The organism is Kitasatospora sp. NPDC034023 (assembly GCF_055575795.1).
The window spans coordinates 156,855-171,605 of sequence record NZ_JBVIRY010000006.1 but is presented as its reverse complement, the minus strand read 5'-3'; the positions used below and the strand labels follow the sequence as shown (position 1 = coordinate 171,605).

The following is a 14,751-nucleotide window of genomic DNA, read 5'->3' as shown; positions in this document are numbered from 1 at the left end:
TCCCCGTTCTCGGTCTTTCTGCTGGGGAGAACGCGCACGGCGCGGCCGCCCTTCCCCGACCCGGGCAGGCGGGCGGGGTCGGGGCACACCGGCTGACGGGCGGCGTCGGCCGTCATGGCGTCTCCTGGGATGGTGCGGTCTGGGGTGCTGCTGCCACCGGCTCGGTGGCGTGGTCGGCCCCGTCCTCGATGATCTCGCCGGTCGCGGTGTTGACCGCGGGTGCGGCGGGTGTACGGGACGACAACGCCGCCGCAACAGTCTCCGCGGTGCGGCGTCCGATGCCGGGTACCGCGCAGAGCTCGTCCACGGTGGCGGCCCGGAGCTTCTTCAGCGAGCCGAAGTGCTTGAGCAGCGCCTGGCGGCGAGTCTCGCCGAGGCCCGGGACGGAGTCCAGTTCCCCTGCGGTGAGTCGCTTGGAACGCTTGGTGCGCTGGTAGCCGATCGCGAAGCGGTGGGCCTCGTCGCGTACCCGCTGGAGCAGGTAGAGGCCCTCGCTGGAGCGGGGCAGCACCACCGGGTCGTCCTCGCCGGGCAGCCAGACCTCCTCCAGGCGCTTTGCCAGGCCGCACAGCGCGACGTCGTCGATGCCGAGTTCGTCCAGGGCGCGCCTGGCGGCGGCGACCTGCGGCTGGCCGCCGTCGACCACCAGCAGCTGGGGCGGGTAGGCGAACCGCTTGGGGCGGCCCTCCTCGTCCCGGACGGCGCTGCCGGGTTCGCCGTTGCCGGGTTCGGTGGCGCCGGGCTCGTCCTCCTCGGGGACGGCCCACTCGCCGGTCTGCTCGCGCTCCCGGAGGTAGCGGCGGAAGCGGCGGCTGATCACCTCGTGCATCGAGCGGACGTCGTCCTGGCCCTCGAACCCCTTGATCTGGAAGCGCCGGTACTCGCTCTTGCGGGCCAGGCCGTCCTCGAAGACGACCATGGAGGCGACCACGTCCTCGCCCTGCAGGTGGGAGATGTCGTAGCACTCGATCCGCAGCGGGACGGAGTCCAGCTCCAGCGCGTCGGCGATCTCCTGCAGGGCGCGACTGCGGGTGGTGAGGTCGGAGGCGCGCTTGGTCTTGTGCAGCGCGAGCGCCTGCTGGGCGTTGCGCTGCACGGTGGCCATCAGGTCCTTCTTGTCGCCGCGCTGCGGGATGCGCAGATCGACCTGGCTGCCGCGCAGGCCGCTCAGCCACTCCCGCACCGGCTCGACCGGGTCGGGCAGGGCGGGGACCAGCACCTCGCGCGGGACGGACTCGTTCCGTTCGTCCGCGGTGGCGCCGCCGTAGAGCTGCTGGAGGGCGTGCTCGACCAGCCCGGCCGTGTCGACGTCCTCGACCTTGTCGGTGACCCAGCCGCGCTGGCCGCGCACCCGGCCGCCGCGGACGTGGAAGATCTGCACGGCGGCTTCGAGTTCGTCCTCGGCGACGGCCAGCAGGTCGGCGTCGGTGGCGTCCGCGAGCACGATGGCGTTCTTCTCCATCGCGCGCTTCAGGGCGCCGATGTCGTCCCGCAGCCGGGCCGCCTTCTCGTACTCCAGCTCGGCCGCGGCCTCCTGCATCTGCTCTTCCAGCCGGCGCAGGTAGTTGCCGGTGCGCCCGGCCATGAAGTCGCAGAAGTCCTCGGCCAGCGCCCGGTGTTCGTCCGCCGAGACCTTGCCGACGCAGGGCGCGGCGCACTTGCCGATGTAGCCGAGCAGACAGGGCCGGCCGACCTGCCGGGCGCGCTTGAAGACGCCGTTGGAGCAGGTGCGGACGGGGAAGACGCGCAGCAGCAGGTCGACCGTCTCGCGGATCGCCCAGGCGTGCCCGTACGGGCCGAAGTAGCGCACGCCCTTCTTGTGCGCCCCGCGCATCACCTGGACCCGCGGGTACTCCTCGTTGAGGGTGACGGCGAGTTCCGGATAGCTCTTGTCGTCGCGGTACTTGACGTTGAACCGCGGGTCGTACTCCTTGATCCAGGAGTACTCCAGCTGGAGCGCCTCGACCTCGGTGCCGACCACGGTCCACTCCACCGAGGCGGCGGTGGTGACCATGGTCGCGGTGCGCGGGTGCAGACCGGCCAGGTCCTGGAAGTAGGACGACAGGCGCGGCCGCAGGCTCTTGGCCTTGCCGACGTAGATGACCCGGCCGTGGGCGTCACGGAACCGGTAGACGCCCGGGGAGGTCGGGATCGCGCCGGGCGCCGGGCGGTAGGTGCTCGGGTCAGCCATGGGTCCACCGTACCGACAGCGGGTGGGGGTGCGAAGGGGAGATCAACTCGGCGGGGCTCAACTGCTTCAGCTCGGGGTCACCTTGAGGTTTCCGCCCTCGACCGTGACGGTGTAGGCGGGCAGCGGGGAGGGGGCCGGGCCGTCCTGCACGGCGCCGTCGGCGATGCCGAACCGGCTGCCGTGGCAGGGGCACTGGATCTGCTGGTTCTTCACCTGGTCCACGATGCAGCCGGCGTGGGTGCACTTGGCACTGAACGCCTTGTACTGGCCGGCAGCCGGCTGGGTCACCACGATCTTCTGCTCGCGGAACACCTTGCCGCCGCCCTCCGGCACGTCCGAGGCCGGGCCGAGGTCCACCGGGCCCTTGGGGGCGCCGCTCGAACCGGAGGAGCCGGAGGAGCCGGAGGAGGAGCTGCAGCCGCTGACCGCCACGGTGCCGCCGGCCGCGAGGACGGCCGCGGCCCCGCAGAGCAGGGTGCGGCGGGTCGCGGTGGGGCTGGTCTCGAGGGCCTCGGACATCGGTGCGCTCCTACGGTTGCTGCTGCTGCGAGGGACCACGGAAGTCTATGCCGCACCCGCCCCGCCGTTCCCGGGAGTCCCGGGAACGGCGGGGCGGACAGGACTACTTCTTCGCCGCGGCGGCCCGCTTGCGCGGCGCCGCCTTCTTCGCCACCGGGGCGGCCGGGGCGTCCGCGAAGTCGCTCGGCAGGATGTCCCGCAGGAACTTGCCGGTGTGGCTCTCCGCGACGGCGGCGATCTGCTCGGGGGTGCCCTCGGCGACCACCATGCCACCGCCGGAGCCGCCCTCGGGTCCCATGTCGACGACCCAGTCGGCGGTCTTGATCACATCGAGGTTGTGCTCGATGACGATCACCGTGTTGCCCTTGTCGACCAGCCCGCTGAGCACCTTGATCAGCTTGCTGATGTCCTCGAAGTGCAGGCCGGTGGTCGGCTCGTCCAGCACGTACACCGTCCGCCCGGTGGAGCGCTTCTGCAGCTCCGAGGCCAGCTTGACGCGCTGCGCCTCGCCGCCGGAGAGCGTGGGCGCGGACTGGCCGAGCCGGACGTAGCCGAGGCCGACGTCGTTGAGCGTCCTGAGGTGCCGGGCGATCGCCGGGACGGCCTCGAAGAAGGCCAGCCCCTCCTCGATCGGCATGTCCAGCACCTCGGCGATGGACTTGCCCTTGTAGTGCACCTCCAGCGTCTCCCGGTTGTACCGGGCGCCGTGGCAGACCTCGCACGGCACGTAGACGTCCGGCAGGAAGTTCATCTCGATCTTGATGGTGCCGTCGCCCGAGCAGTTCTCGCAGCGGCCGCCCTTGACGTTGAACGAGAACCGGCCGGGCAGGTAGCCGCGGACCTTGGCCTCCTGGGTCTCCGCGAAGAGCCGACGGACGTGGTCGAACACCCCGGTGTAGGTGGCCGGGTTGGAGCGCGGGGTGCGGCCGATCGGCGACTGGTCGACGTGCACCACCTTGTCCACCTGGTCGGTGCCGGTGATCCGGGTGTGCCGGCCGGGCACGCTGCGGGCGCCGTTCAGCTCCCGCGCGAGGTGGGTGTAGAGGATGTCGTTGACCAGCGTCGACTTGCCGGAGCCGGAGACACCGGTGATCGCGGTGAAGGTGCCGAGCGGGAAGCCGACCGTGACGTCCTTGAGGTTGTGCTCGCGGGCGCCGTGGACCGTCAACTGGCGCTTCTTGTCCCGCTCGCGGCGGCCCGCCGGGACCGGGATGGACCGCTTGCCGGAGAGGTACTGCCCGGTCAGCGACTCCTTGTTGGTGAGCAGCTGCTTCAGCGACCCGGAGTGCACCACCTTGCCGCCGTGCTCGCCGGCGCCCGGGCCGATGTCGACCACCCAGTCCGCGGTCTTGATGGTGTCCTCGTCGTGCTCGACCACGATCAGGGTGTTGCCGATGTCGCGCAGCCGCACCAGCGTCTCGATCAGCCGGTGGTTGTCCCGCTGGTGCAGGCCGATGGACGGCTCGTCCAGCACGTAGAGCACGCCGACCAGGCCGGAGCCGATCTGGGTGGCCAGCCGGATGCGCTGGGCCTCGCCGCCGGACAGGGTGCCGGCCGCGCGGTCGAGCGAGAGGTAGTCCAGGCCGACGTCGACCAGGAAGCGCAGCCGCTCGTTGACCTCCTTGAGGACCCGCTCGGCGATCTGCTTGTCCCGGGCGTTGAGCTTCATCGCGCCCAGGAACTCGGAGCAGTCGCTGATCGACATCGAGGAGACGTCGGCGATCGACTTGTCCTGGACGGTGACCGCGAGCACCACCGGCTTGAGCCGGGTGCCCTGGCAGGTGGGGCAGGGCACCTCGCGCATGTAGCCCTCGAAGCGCTCGCGGCTGCTGTCGCTCTCCGCCTCGGTGTGCCGGCGCTGGATGAACGGGACGGCGCCCTCGAAGCCGGTGCTGTACGAGCGCTCGCGGCCGAAGCGGTTGCGGTAGCGGACCTCCACCTGGTGCTTGTGCCCGTACAGCAGCGCCTTCTTGGCGCGGGCGGGCAGCCCGGCCCAGGGGATGTCGGTGCGGAAGCCGAGCTCCCCGGCGAGCGCGTCGATCAGGCGCTGGAAGTACTCCTTGGCGTGCCCGGCCGACCACGGGTGGATCGCGCCCTCGTCGAGCGAGCGCTCGACGTCCGGCACCACCAGCTCCGGGTCGACCTCCATCCGGTTGCCCAGGCCCGAGCAGTCCGGGCAGGCGCCGAACGGCGAGTTGAAGGAGAACGAGCGCGGCTCCAGCTCCTCGAACGACACGTCGTCGTACGGGCAGTAGAGGTGCTCGGAGTACATCCGCTCGCGCTCGGGGTCGTCCTCGGGGAGGTCGACGAAATCGAGCACGACCATGCCGCCGGACAGTCGCAGGGCCGTCTCCACCGAGTCGGTGAGCCGCCGCTTGGCGCTGTCCTTGACGGTCAGGCGGTCGATCACCACCTCGATGGTGTGCTTCTCCTGCTTCTTGAGCTTCGGCGGCTCGGCGAGCTGGATCGTCCCGCCGTCCACCCGGGCGCGGGAGTAGCCCTTGGACTGCAGGTCGGCGAAGAGGTCGACGAACTCGCCCTTGCGCTCGCGCACCACCGGGCTCAGCACCTGGAAGCGGGTGCCCTCGGCGAGCTCCAGCACCTTGTCCACGATCGCCTGCGGCGACTGCTTGGCGATCGGGCGGCCGCAGTGCGGACAGTGCGGCTTGCCGATCCGGGCGAACAGCAGACGCAGGTAGTCGTAGACCTCGGTGATCGTGCCGACGGTCGAACGGGGGTTGCGGTTGGTGGACTTCTGGTCGATCGAGACGGCCGGGGAGAGGCCCTCGATGAAGTCCACGTCGGGCTTGTCCATCTGCCCGAGGAACTGACGGGCGTAGGAGGACAGCGACTCGACGTAGCGGCGCTGGCCCTCGGCGAAGATCGTGTCGAAGGCGAGCGAGGACTTGCCGGAGCCGGAGAGGCCCGTGAAGACGATGAGGGAGTCGCGGGGCAGGTCGAGCGAGACGTTCTTGAGGTTGTGCTCGCGAGCACCGCGGACGATGAGGCGGTCGGCCACTGCTTCTGGCGCCTTTCTCCGGGGCGAGATGGCTTGCGGTGAGATTCGGTACTTCTTCCAGGATGCGGCAGCCAGCCTATAGCTCAGACGTTCGAATCTCGACTCTGTCCAGTGGAGACCACCCGAACGAGTGAGGACCACCCCGGGACCGTCCGTACCCACACTGTCCGCGTACCGAAAAACGCCCTGCTCAGGGCCCGGATTCGGCGATAGCGTCGCCTGGTCAACGAGCGAAGCCCCCCGCGGGCAACGCGCCGTCCCTACCGAAGGCAGATTCGATGACCGACCCGCAGTCCGCCGCCGCCTCCGCCGCCTCCTGGCTGAGCCAGGTCGAGGAGAGCACCCAGCGCCTGCTGCAGACCGTCTCCGCACTGAAGCCCGAGGCCGTCACCGAACCCTCCGCCCTCCCCGGCTGGACCCGCGGCCACGTACTGGCCCACCTCGCCCGCAACGCCGACTCCCTGGTCAACCTGCTGACCGGCGCCCGCACCGGCACCGACATCCCGCAGTACGCGAGCAACGAGGCCCGCGACCAGGACATCGAGCGCGACGCGCCCCGCCCGCTCGACGTCCACCTCGCCGACCTGCGCGCCTCGCACGCCCGCTTCGCCGAGGCTGCCGCGCTGATGACCCCCGAGGCCTGGGCCGCGACGGTCAAGCACCGCTCCGGCTACCTCTTCCCGGCCTCCGACATCCCGCACAAGCGCCTGCTGGAGCTCGAGTACCACCACGTCGACCTCGACGCCGGCCACACCCCCGCACAGTGGCCGCAGGACTTCGCCGTCGCCCAGTTCCGCAAGCTCGCCGGAAACCTGGCCGACGAGGCCGACCTGCCCGCCGTCGAGCTGGTCGCCGCCGACACCGAGGACCGCGCCGTGATCGGCTCGGGCGCCCCGCAGCTCGCCGTCGAGGGCCCCGTCCGCGCCCTCGCCGCCTGGCTCTCCGGCCGCTCCGCCGGTGCCGGCCTGAGCCGCACCCCCGACACCGCCCTCCCCCAGCTTCCCCCCATGGGCTGACGGCGCGAGGATGATCCTGAACCCTGTTGCCGGGCCCGGACTAGGACGAGGAGCGGACGGATGACGTACCACGGAGCGGTCAAGGTCGGCGGGCCGCCGGACGTGCGGGAGCTGGCGCACCTGATCATCACCAAGGTGGCCGTCGGCCCGTACGACAACAACGCCTACTTGCTGCGCTGCCGGGCCACCGACGAGCAGCTGCTGATCGACGCCGCCGCCGACGCCCCGGTGCTGCTGGAGACCGTCGGCGACGACCTCGAAACCGTGGTCACCACCCACCGGCACCACGACCACTGGGGCGCGCTGGCCGAGGTGGTCGCCACCACCGGTGCCCGCACCGCCGCCGGCGAGCACGACGTCGAGGGCATCGACGTGCCCACCGAGCTGCGACTCGCCGACGGTGACAAGCTGCGGGTCGGCGACGTCGAGCTCACCGTCCGCCACCTGGTCGGGCACACCCCGGGCGCCATCGTCCTGATCTACGACGACCCCCAGGGCCACCAGCACGTCTTCACCGGCGACTGCCTCTTCCCCGGCGGCGTCGGCAACACCTGGGGCGACCCGGAGGCCTTCAAGAGCCTCTTCCGGGACGTCAACGAGAAGATCTTCGACGTCCTCCCGGACGAGGCCTGGGTCTACCCCGGCCACGGCAACGACACCACCCTCGGCGCCGAACGCCCGCACCTCGACGAGTGGCGCGACCGCGGCTGGTAGCCGGGACGCCCCGCACACGGCCGAGGCCCCCGCGACCGGATGGCGGTCACGGGGGCCTCGGCTGTTCCGGGCGTCGAGCCTCAGGCGTCGAGCCTCAGGCGTCCAGCTTCGCGGGCTCGGCCTGCTCGGCCTCGGCGGCCTTCTTCGAGGCTCGCAGGCTGGTGAACGTCGTGACGGCCAGCACGACCACGATGAAGCCGAGCGAGAACGGGATGCCGATCTCCGGGACGTTCGCCCCGGCCTCGTGGGCGGCGTGCAGCACCAGCTTCACGCCGATGAAGCCGAGGATCACCGACAGGCCGTAGGACAGGTGGACCAGCTTCTTCAGCAGGCCGCCGATCAGGAAGTACAGCTGGCGCAGGCCCATCAGGGCGAAGGCGTTGGCGGCGAAGACGATGTACGGGTCCTGGGTGAGGCCGAAGATGGCCGGGATCGAGTCCAGGGCGAACAGCACGTCCGTCGTCCCGATCGCCAGCATGACGATCAGCATCGGGGTGATCAGCCGGCGGCCGTTCTCCCTGATGAACAGCTTGGTGCCACGGTAGTCGCCGGTGGACGGGAAGCGCCGCGTGATCGACTTGAGCAGGCGGTTCTCCTCGAACTCCTCATCCTCCTCCTCGTCGGCCCGGGCCTCCTTGACCAGCTTCCAGGCGGTCCAGATCAGGAAGCCGCCGAAGATGAAGAACACCCAGGAGAACTCGGAGACCAGCGCCGCGCCGCCGGCGATGAACGCCGCCCGGAGCACCAGCGCGATGACCACGCCGAACATCAGCACGCGCTGCTGGTAGATCCTGGGCACCGCGAACTTGCCCATGATCAGGATGAACACGAAGAGGTTGTCGACACTGAGCGACTTCTCGGTGATGTAGCCGGCGAAGAACTCACCCGCGGGCTGCCCGCCGGAGTGCCACCAGAGGAAACCGCCGAAGAGCAGCGCCAGCACGACCCAGACGGCCGTCCAGATCCCGGCCTCCTTGATCGAGACCTCGTGCGGCTTGCGGCCACCGATGAAGAAATCGGCCACGATCAGGGCGATCAGCACACCGATCGTGGTGACCCACATGGTTACGGAAACGTCCACTACTGCTCCTCCGGCAGGTAGGCGAGACAGACATCGTCACTGCCGGAGGTCTCTTCCGCCCATCGGGCCGGCCGCCCCGGGGCGCCGCGATGGGCACCCGTGATGACGGGGTCGGCTGTCGAGGAATACTCCCCTCCGCTGCTCTCGAGAGTAACAGGGAAGACAAGGAAAGGTAAAGAAGGTAAAGAACCGTCAGAGATAGGGCTCGATCGCCGGCAGCAGGTCCTGGAAGGTGCGCCCCTTGGCCGGCGCGCCGATCGCCTGCATCTCCCAACCGCCGTCGCCGTCCCGGACCACCTTCGCCATGATCTGCCCGGTGTGCGGCCCGCCGCCCGCGAGCTCGTAGCGGGCCAGCTCCAGCCCGGTGGTCTCGTCCACCAGCCGGCAGTGCGCCCGCTGCACCTCGGCGAAGGTCTGCCCGGTGTACGAGCTCACCGTGAACACCACCTGGGTGATGTGCGCCGGCACGTGCAGCAGGTCCACCAGGATCGCCTCGTCGTCCTCGGCGCCGGAGCCGCCCTGAAGGTTGTCCCCGGTGTGCCGGACGGAGCCGTCGTTGCTCTCCAGGTGCTGGAAGAACACCACGTCGGACGGGGTCGTCTCGGCGTACAGCAGCGCCGAGGCGTCCAGGTCGATCGTCCGGGTACGGCTGCCGAACAGGCCCCGCTTGGGGGCGGCCTGCCAGCCGAGGCCCATCCGGACCACGGTCAGGGCGCTGCCCGGCCCCTTCTGGAGGCTGACCCGCTGCCCCTTGGCCAGGTTCACCGACACGACGTTGTCCTCTCTGCCGGCCGCGCGGTCGCTGCCGCCCGGCACCACGGTGGAACACCCCGTCGCCGTCCCCCGGCTGAGGCCCCCTCTGCGTAGGCCCGCGCCCGTCCCTTGAGCACGATGCCGCAGGCCAGCCTAGGCCCTGCGGCGCCCCCGTCTCCTCAGGGTTTCCCCGTTTGTGGCAAGGCTGAGACACCTCGGAGCTTGACCGGTGTCATTCCGGCCAAGCCCCGACCGTCCCGTCAGGCCACGCCGGCCTCGCGCATCTGCCGCAGTTCCTTCTTCAGTTCCTTGACCTCGTCGCGGAGCCGGGCCGCGACCTCGAACTGCAGGTCGGCGGCGGCCGTGTGCATCCGGTCGGTCATCTCCTGGATCAGGTCCGCGAGTTCGGCGGCCGGCAGGGACTTGGCGGGCTTGCGGTCCGCGCCCAGCGACGGCGCCGGGGCCTTGCCCTTCCCCTGGTTCCGGTACCCGGTGGACAGCAGCTCGTCGGTGTCCACGTCCTCGCGGGCGAGGGTGTCCAGGATGTCGCCGATCTTCTTCCGCAGCGGCTGCGGGTCGATCCCGTGCTTCTTGTTGTAGGCCTGCTGCACCTCCCGGCGGCGGTTGGTCTCGTCGATCGCCTTCTCCATCGACGGCGTGATCCGGTCCGCGTACATGTGGACCTGGCCGGAGACGTTGCGGGCGGCACGGCCGATCGTCTGGATCAGCGAGGTGCCGGAGCGCAGGAAGCCCTCCTTGTCCGCGTCCAGGATCGCCACCAGCGACACCTCGGGCAGGTCCAGGCCCTCGCGCAGCAGGTTGATGCCGACCAGCACGTCGAACCGGCCCGCCCGCAGCTCGCGCAGCAGCTCCACCCGGCGCAGGGTGTCCACGTCGCTGTGCAGGTACCGGACCCGGATGTCCAGGCCGAGCATGTAGTCGGTGAGGTCCTCGGCCATCTTCTTGGTCAGCGTGGTGACCAGCACGCGCTCGTCCCGCTCGACCCGCGTGCGGACCTCGTGCACCAGGTCGTCGATCTGGCCCTCGGTGGGCTTGACGATCACCTCGGGGTCGATCAGGCCGGTCGGGCGGATGATCTGCTCGACCTGGCCGTCGCCGCGCGACAGCTCGTACGGGCCCGGCGTCGCCGACAGGTACACCGTCTGGCCGATCCGGCCCAGGAACTCCTCCCACTTCAGCGGGCGGTTGTCCATCGCGGACGGCAGCCGGAAGCCGTGCTCGACCAGCGTGCGCTTGCGCGAGGCGTCGCCCTCGTACATCGCGCCGATCTGCGGGACGGTGACGTGCGACTCGTCGATGACCAGGAGGAAGTCCTCCGGGAAGTAGTCGAGCAGGGTGTTCGGCGGGGAGCCGGGCTCGCGGCCGTCGAAGTGCATCGAGTAGTTCTCGACGCCCGAGCAGGTGCCGATCTGGCGCAGCATCTCGATGTCGTAGGTGGTGCGCATCCGCAGCCGCTGGGCCTCCAGCAGCTTGCCCTGCTTCTCCAGCCTGGCGAGCGTCCCCTCCAGCTCCTTCTCGATGCCGGTGATCGCGCGCTCCATGCGCTCGGGGCCGGCCACGTAGTGCGAGGCGGGGAAGACGTAGACCGACTCGTCCTGGCTGATGATCTCGCCGGTGAGGGGGTGCAGGGTGTAGAGCGCCTCGATCTCGTCGCCGAACATCTCGATCCGGACGGCGAGCTCCTCGTAGACCGGGAAGATCTCGATGGTGTCGCCGCGCACCCGGAAGGTGCCGCGGGAGAAGGCGACGTCGTTGCGGGCGTACTGGATGTCCACGAAGCGGCGCAGCAGGACGTCACGGTCGATCTCCTGGCCGACCTTGAGCGGCACCATCCGGTCCACGTACTCCTGCGGTGTGCCGAGGCCGTAGATGCAGGAGACGGACGCGACCACGATCACGTCCCGGCGGGTGAGCAGCGAGTTGGTCGCCGAGTGGCGCAGCCGCTCGACCTCCTCGTTGATCGAGGAGTCCTTCTCGATGTAGGTGTCCGTCTGCGGGACGTACGCCTCGGGCTGGTAGTAGTCGTAGTACGAGACGAAGTACTCGACCGCGTTGTTCGGCAGCAGCTCGCGGAACTCGTTCGCCAGCTGCGCGGCCAGCGTCTTGTTCGGCGCCATCACCAGGGTGGGCCGCTGCAGCTTCTCGATCATCCAGGCCGTGGTGGCCGACTTGCCGGTACCGGTGGCACCGAGCAGCACGACGTCCTTCTCCCCTCCCCTGATCCGCCGCTCCAGCTCGGCGATCGCCGCCGGCTGGTCGCCGTTCGGCTGGAAGGGGCTGACGACCTCGAAGGGCGCCACGGACCGCTCAATACTCGTGATGGGACGCACGAGTCCACCGTACGACCCGCCACTGACAAGCGGGACCGCTTCGCTCAGCCCCGGCCGCAGAACACGCAGGCCGGGTACCAGGCGAGCGGGGTGAGGACCCGGTGGCGGACGCAGCAGGCGGCGGTGACCTCGGCCGGGCCGGCCGCGGCTCCGGAGGCCGGCACGGCGGTGGGGCGGGTGTCCTCGACCATCCGGCGGAGGGTGCGCAGGTGGCCCTCGGTGTACGGGGGGTGGTAGCCGAGCTCGTCCCAGCGGTGCCGGGTGAGGGCCAGGTCGACGACGGCGAGGGCGAAGGCGCGGCCCTGTTCCGGGTCGGGGCCCCAGTCGAGGTCCTCCAGGCGCAGTCCCACCGTGCCGCGGCCCATCAGGTGCTGGTCCTGGCGGGCGAGCTCGGCGGCGAAGCCGTACTCCCAGCCCTGGCGGGCCAGGGCGGTGACCGCGAGCATCAGGACCTCGACCAGCACCTCGGTGGCGCCGTTGCGCAGGTCGAGCTCGTGGCCCCCGCCCTCGAAGAGGTTCACCCCCGGGTCAGCTGCTCGCTGTCGTTCAGCTTCTCGCTGTCGCGGGCGAGGGCGACCAGGCGGGAGACGGCGCGCAGGTACTTCTTGCGGTAGCCGCCGCGGAGCAGTTCCTCGGGGAAGACCTGGTCGAAGGGGATCCCGGAAGCGGTGATGGGCAGTTCGCGGTCGTACATGCGGTCGGCCAGGACGACCAGGCGCAGGGCGGTGGACTGGTCGTCGACCCGGTGCACGCCGCGCAGGCAGACGGCGGTGACGTCGTCCAGCAGCGCGCCGTAGCGGCTGGGGTGGACGGCGGAGAGGTGGGCGAGCAGGGCGTCGAAGCCGTCCAGGGAGGCGCCGGGGGTGCGGGCGGCGGTGGCCTCGACGGCCTCGTCGGAGTACGGCGGCGGGGCGTCGGGCAGGCCGCGGTGGCGGTAGTCCTGGCCGTCGATCCGCAGCGGGCGGAAGTGCGCGGACAGGCCCTGGATCTCGCGCAGGAAGTCGGCGGCGGCGAAGCGGCCCTCGCCGAGCTTCTCCGGCAGGGTGTTCGAGGTGGCGCACAGCTTGACGCCGTTGTCGACCAGGCGGCCGAGCAGGGTGGAGACCAGCACGGTGTCGCCCGGGTCGTCGAGCTCGAACTCGTCGATGCAGAGCAGCGTGTGCCCGGAGAGGGTCCGGACGGCCTGCTGGAAGCCGAGCGCGCCGACCAGGTTGGTCAGCTCGACGAAGGTGCCGAAGGCCTTGGGGCCGGGCGCGGCGTGCCACAGCGAGGCGAGCAGGTGGGTCTTGCCGACGCCGTAGCCGCCGTCGAGGTAGACCCCGGCCGGGCCGGTGGGCGCGGGGGCGGAGCGGCGGAACCAGCTGCGCTTGGGCGCGGAACCGTTTCCTCCCGCGAGGGTGGCCGCGAACTGCTCCAGGACCTGGACGGCCTCGTACTGGCTCGGCTGGCTCTGGTCCGGGATGTACGACCCGAAGCTCACGCCGGCGAACCGGGGCGGCGGAACCATCTCGGCGACCAGCCGCTCGGCGGGCACGACGGGGCGGCGGTCGGTGAGCGCGATCGGGGAGCCGGCCGCGCTCGCGGTGGCTATGGACTCGGTCGCGGTGTCGGGGCGGGAGGCTGCGGGCACGGTAGTAGAGGGTACGCCTGGTCCCGGCCGCCTCCGAACCGCCCGGGGACGGCCTGCGGTGGAACACTGAGGACATGCAACAGTTGATCAGCCCGCTGGGTCGGCCGGTCGCCGATCCGGCCGCTCTGGAGTCGCTCGCCGCCGTGTACGCGTACCCCGAACAGGTGAATCGGGGTCGCCCCTGGCTGCGCGCCAACATGGTGGCCGGCCTGGACGGCGGGGCACGGCTCGACGGCCTGTCCGAGGGGCTCTCCGGCGACGCCGACAAGCGGATCTTCGGGGTGCTGCGGGCGCTGTCGGACGTGGTGCTGGTGGGCGCGGAGACGGTCCGCGCCGAGGGCTACCGGCCGGCCCGGGCCCGCAAGGAGTTCGCGGCGGCCCGGACCGCGGCGGGGCAGGCGCCGGCCCCGGTGATCGCGGTCGTGACCCGCTCGCTGCAGCTGGACCTGACCGCGCCACTGTTCACGGAACCGCTGGTCAGAACGGTGGTGATCACCACCGAGGACGCCTCCGCGGAGCGTCGCCGGGCGGTCGCCGAGGTGGCCGACCTGGTGCTCGCCGGCACCGGTTCGGTGGACCTGCGGGCGGGCGTCGCGGCGCTGGCCGAGCGGGGCTGGACCCGGCTGCTGGCCGAGGGCGGCCCGCGCCTGCTGGGGCAGCTCGCGGCGGCGGACCTGGTGGACGAACTGTGCCTGTCGCTGGCCCCGCTGCTCACCGGCGGCGACGCGCCGCGCATCCTCCACGATGCGGAAATGCCTGACGTGCAGCGGATGCGGCTGGTCTCATTGATCGAGCAGAAAGGATTCCTCTTCACCCGTTACCTGCGTCACCTGGGTTCGGAATGACCCCGTGACCCCCCGATCGTGATCCCGTTATGCGATGCCGGGGCCCGGGGGCCGGCCACTGGAAGGGACTCACGTGTTCAAGACGGTACTGATGATCGAAAAGGCTCTCTCCGCCGCGGACGTGGAGCTCGTCACCACGCTCCACAGCGACGAGAAGGTCTCCTTCGTCGTCCTGATGCAGCCGCGCGGCAAGCAGGACGAACTGCTGCGGGCGCTGGACGACGTCGCCCTCGGCCACCTCGACAAGGTGGTGCGCGAGCACGACGAGTCCGAGAGCGGGCCCACCGTGGCCACCGAGTCGCTGGAGCACAGCCTGCGCCACCTGCGCTCGGCCGGAGCCGAGGCGGTGGGCGAGCTGGTCGAGGAGAAACCCCTGGAACGGCTGCGCGCGGTCGTCGAGGCGCACCGGGCGGACGAGGTGGTGGTGCTCACCTCCCCGCACTTCGTGGAGGAGTTCTTCCACCGCGACTGGGCCTCCCAGGCCCGGCACAAGGTGGGGGTGCCGGTGCTGAGGCTGTTCGCCAGCGACTCCTGACTCCGCGCGCCGGTGGTGCAGAATCGTCCTTGCGGTCCGCCCGCGAGGACGGTTCCGGCGCCTGTGACGTCCGCGACGTTTCCGACGTTTCCGATGT

At 70.8% G+C, this 14,751-nt stretch carries 12 protein-coding genes; 4 read left to right on the top strand and 8 right to left on the bottom strand.

Features of this window, described 5'->3' with window-relative positions; all coding sequences use genetic code 11:
- Window positions 1-112: 112 nt before the first annotated feature.
- The 3 genes from uvrC to uvrA form a co-directional block, all read right to left on the bottom strand.
- On the bottom strand, window positions 113-2,191 hold the full coding sequence (uvrC, locus tag ACZ52R_RS11785; RefSeq protein WP_465753393.1) for an excinuclease ABC subunit UvrC: 2,079 nt from the start codon (window positions 2,189-2,191) through the stop codon (window positions 113-115).
- A 66-nt stretch (window positions 2,192-2,257) separates the two neighbouring features.
- Window positions 2,258-2,710 carry a Rieske (2Fe-2S) protein gene (locus ACZ52R_RS11780; RefSeq protein ID WP_465753392.1) on the bottom strand — a complete coding sequence of 151 codons (453 nt, stop codon included), beginning with the start codon at window positions 2,708-2,710 and terminating at the stop codon, window positions 2,258-2,260.
- A gap of 103 nt (window positions 2,711-2,813) precedes the next feature.
- Window positions 2,814-5,729, bottom strand: a complete 2,916-nt coding sequence (gene uvrA / locus ACZ52R_RS11775; protein ID WP_465620933.1) for an excinuclease ABC subunit UvrA — start codon at window positions 5,727-5,729, stop codon at window positions 2,814-2,816.
- 278 nt (window positions 5,730-6,007) lie between these two features.
- On the opposite strand from uvrA, the gene ACZ52R_RS11770 reads away from it, so the two are divergent.
- Together ACZ52R_RS11770 and ACZ52R_RS11765 are read left to right on the top strand one after the other, a co-directional pair.
- The gene (locus tag ACZ52R_RS11770; protein WP_465753391.1) at window positions 6,008-6,745 is read left to right on the top strand and encodes a maleylpyruvate isomerase family mycothiol-dependent enzyme; all 738 of its coding nucleotides are present in this window, start codon (window positions 6,008-6,010) and stop codon (window positions 6,743-6,745) included.
- A gap of 60 nt (window positions 6,746-6,805) precedes the next feature.
- The gene (locus tag ACZ52R_RS11765; RefSeq protein WP_465753390.1) at window positions 6,806-7,459 is read left to right on the top strand and encodes an MBL fold metallo-hydrolase; all 654 of its coding nucleotides are present in this window, start codon (window positions 6,806-6,808) and stop codon (window positions 7,457-7,459) included.
- Window positions 7,460-7,553: 94 nt separating this feature from the next.
- On the opposite strand, the gene ACZ52R_RS11760 is transcribed toward ACZ52R_RS11765, so the two are convergent.
- The 5 genes from ACZ52R_RS11760 to zapE form a co-directional block, all read right to left on the bottom strand.
- The gene (locus ACZ52R_RS11760) at window positions 7,554-8,540 is read right to left on the bottom strand and encodes a TerC family protein (RefSeq protein WP_465753389.1); all 987 of its coding nucleotides are present in this window, start codon (window positions 8,538-8,540) and stop codon (window positions 7,554-7,556) included.
- Window positions 8,541-8,732: 192 nt separating this feature from the next.
- On the bottom strand, window positions 8,733-9,311 hold the full coding sequence (locus ACZ52R_RS11755; RefSeq protein ID WP_360506105.1) for a TerD family protein: 579 nt from the start codon (window positions 9,309-9,311) through the stop codon (window positions 8,733-8,735).
- 242 nt (window positions 9,312-9,553) lie between these two features.
- Window positions 9,554-11,644 (bottom strand): excinuclease ABC subunit UvrB, encoded by a 2,091-nt coding sequence (gene uvrB, locus ACZ52R_RS11750; protein WP_465753388.1) that lies wholly within the window; start codon window positions 11,642-11,644, stop codon window positions 9,554-9,556.
- A gap of 44 nt (window positions 11,645-11,688) precedes the next feature.
- Window positions 11,689-12,165, bottom strand: a complete 477-nt coding sequence (locus tag ACZ52R_RS11745) for a hypothetical protein (RefSeq protein WP_465620925.1) — start codon at window positions 12,163-12,165, stop codon at window positions 11,689-11,691.
- On the bottom strand, window positions 12,162-13,235 hold the full coding sequence (gene zapE / locus ACZ52R_RS11740) for a cell division protein ZapE (protein ID WP_360506225.1): 1,074 nt from the start codon (window positions 13,233-13,235) through the stop codon (window positions 12,162-12,164). The genes ACZ52R_RS11745 and zapE overlap by 4 nt, the downstream gene beginning before the upstream one ends.
- 113 nt (window positions 13,236-13,348) lie before the next feature.
- On the opposite strand from zapE, the gene ACZ52R_RS11735 reads away from it, so the two are divergent.
- Both ACZ52R_RS11735 and ACZ52R_RS11730 read left to right on the top strand, forming a co-directional pair.
- Window positions 13,349-14,119, top strand: coding sequence for a pyrimidine reductase family protein (locus tag ACZ52R_RS11735; RefSeq protein ID WP_360506113.1), 771 nt, complete (start codon window positions 13,349-13,351; stop codon window positions 14,117-14,119).
- A gap of 73 nt (window positions 14,120-14,192) precedes the next feature.
- Window positions 14,193-14,654 (top strand): indole-3-glycerol phosphate synthase, encoded by a 462-nt coding sequence (locus tag ACZ52R_RS11730; protein WP_360506116.1) that lies wholly within the window; start codon window positions 14,193-14,195, stop codon window positions 14,652-14,654.
- Window positions 14,655-14,751: the final 97 nt, after the last annotated feature.

Coding starts and splice junctions, on each gene's coding strand:
- ACZ52R_RS11735 (WP_360506113.1), top strand. CDS start 13,349: ATGCAACAGTTGATCAGCCCGCTGGGTCGGCCGGTCGCCGATCCGGCC.
- ACZ52R_RS11770 (WP_465753391.1), top strand. CDS start 6,008: ATGACCGACCCGCAGTCCGCCGCCGCCTCCGCCGCCTCCTGGCTGAGC.
- ACZ52R_RS11765 (WP_465753390.1), top strand. CDS start 6,806: ATGACGTACCACGGAGCGGTCAAGGTCGGCGGGCCGCCGGACGTGCGG.
- ACZ52R_RS11780 (WP_465753392.1), bottom strand. CDS start 2,710: ATGTCCGAGGCCCTCGAGACCAGCCCCACCGCGACCCGCCGCACCCTG.
- uvrC (WP_465753393.1), bottom strand. CDS start 2,191: ATGGCTGACCCGAGCACCTACCGCCCGGCGCCCGGCGCGATCCCGACC.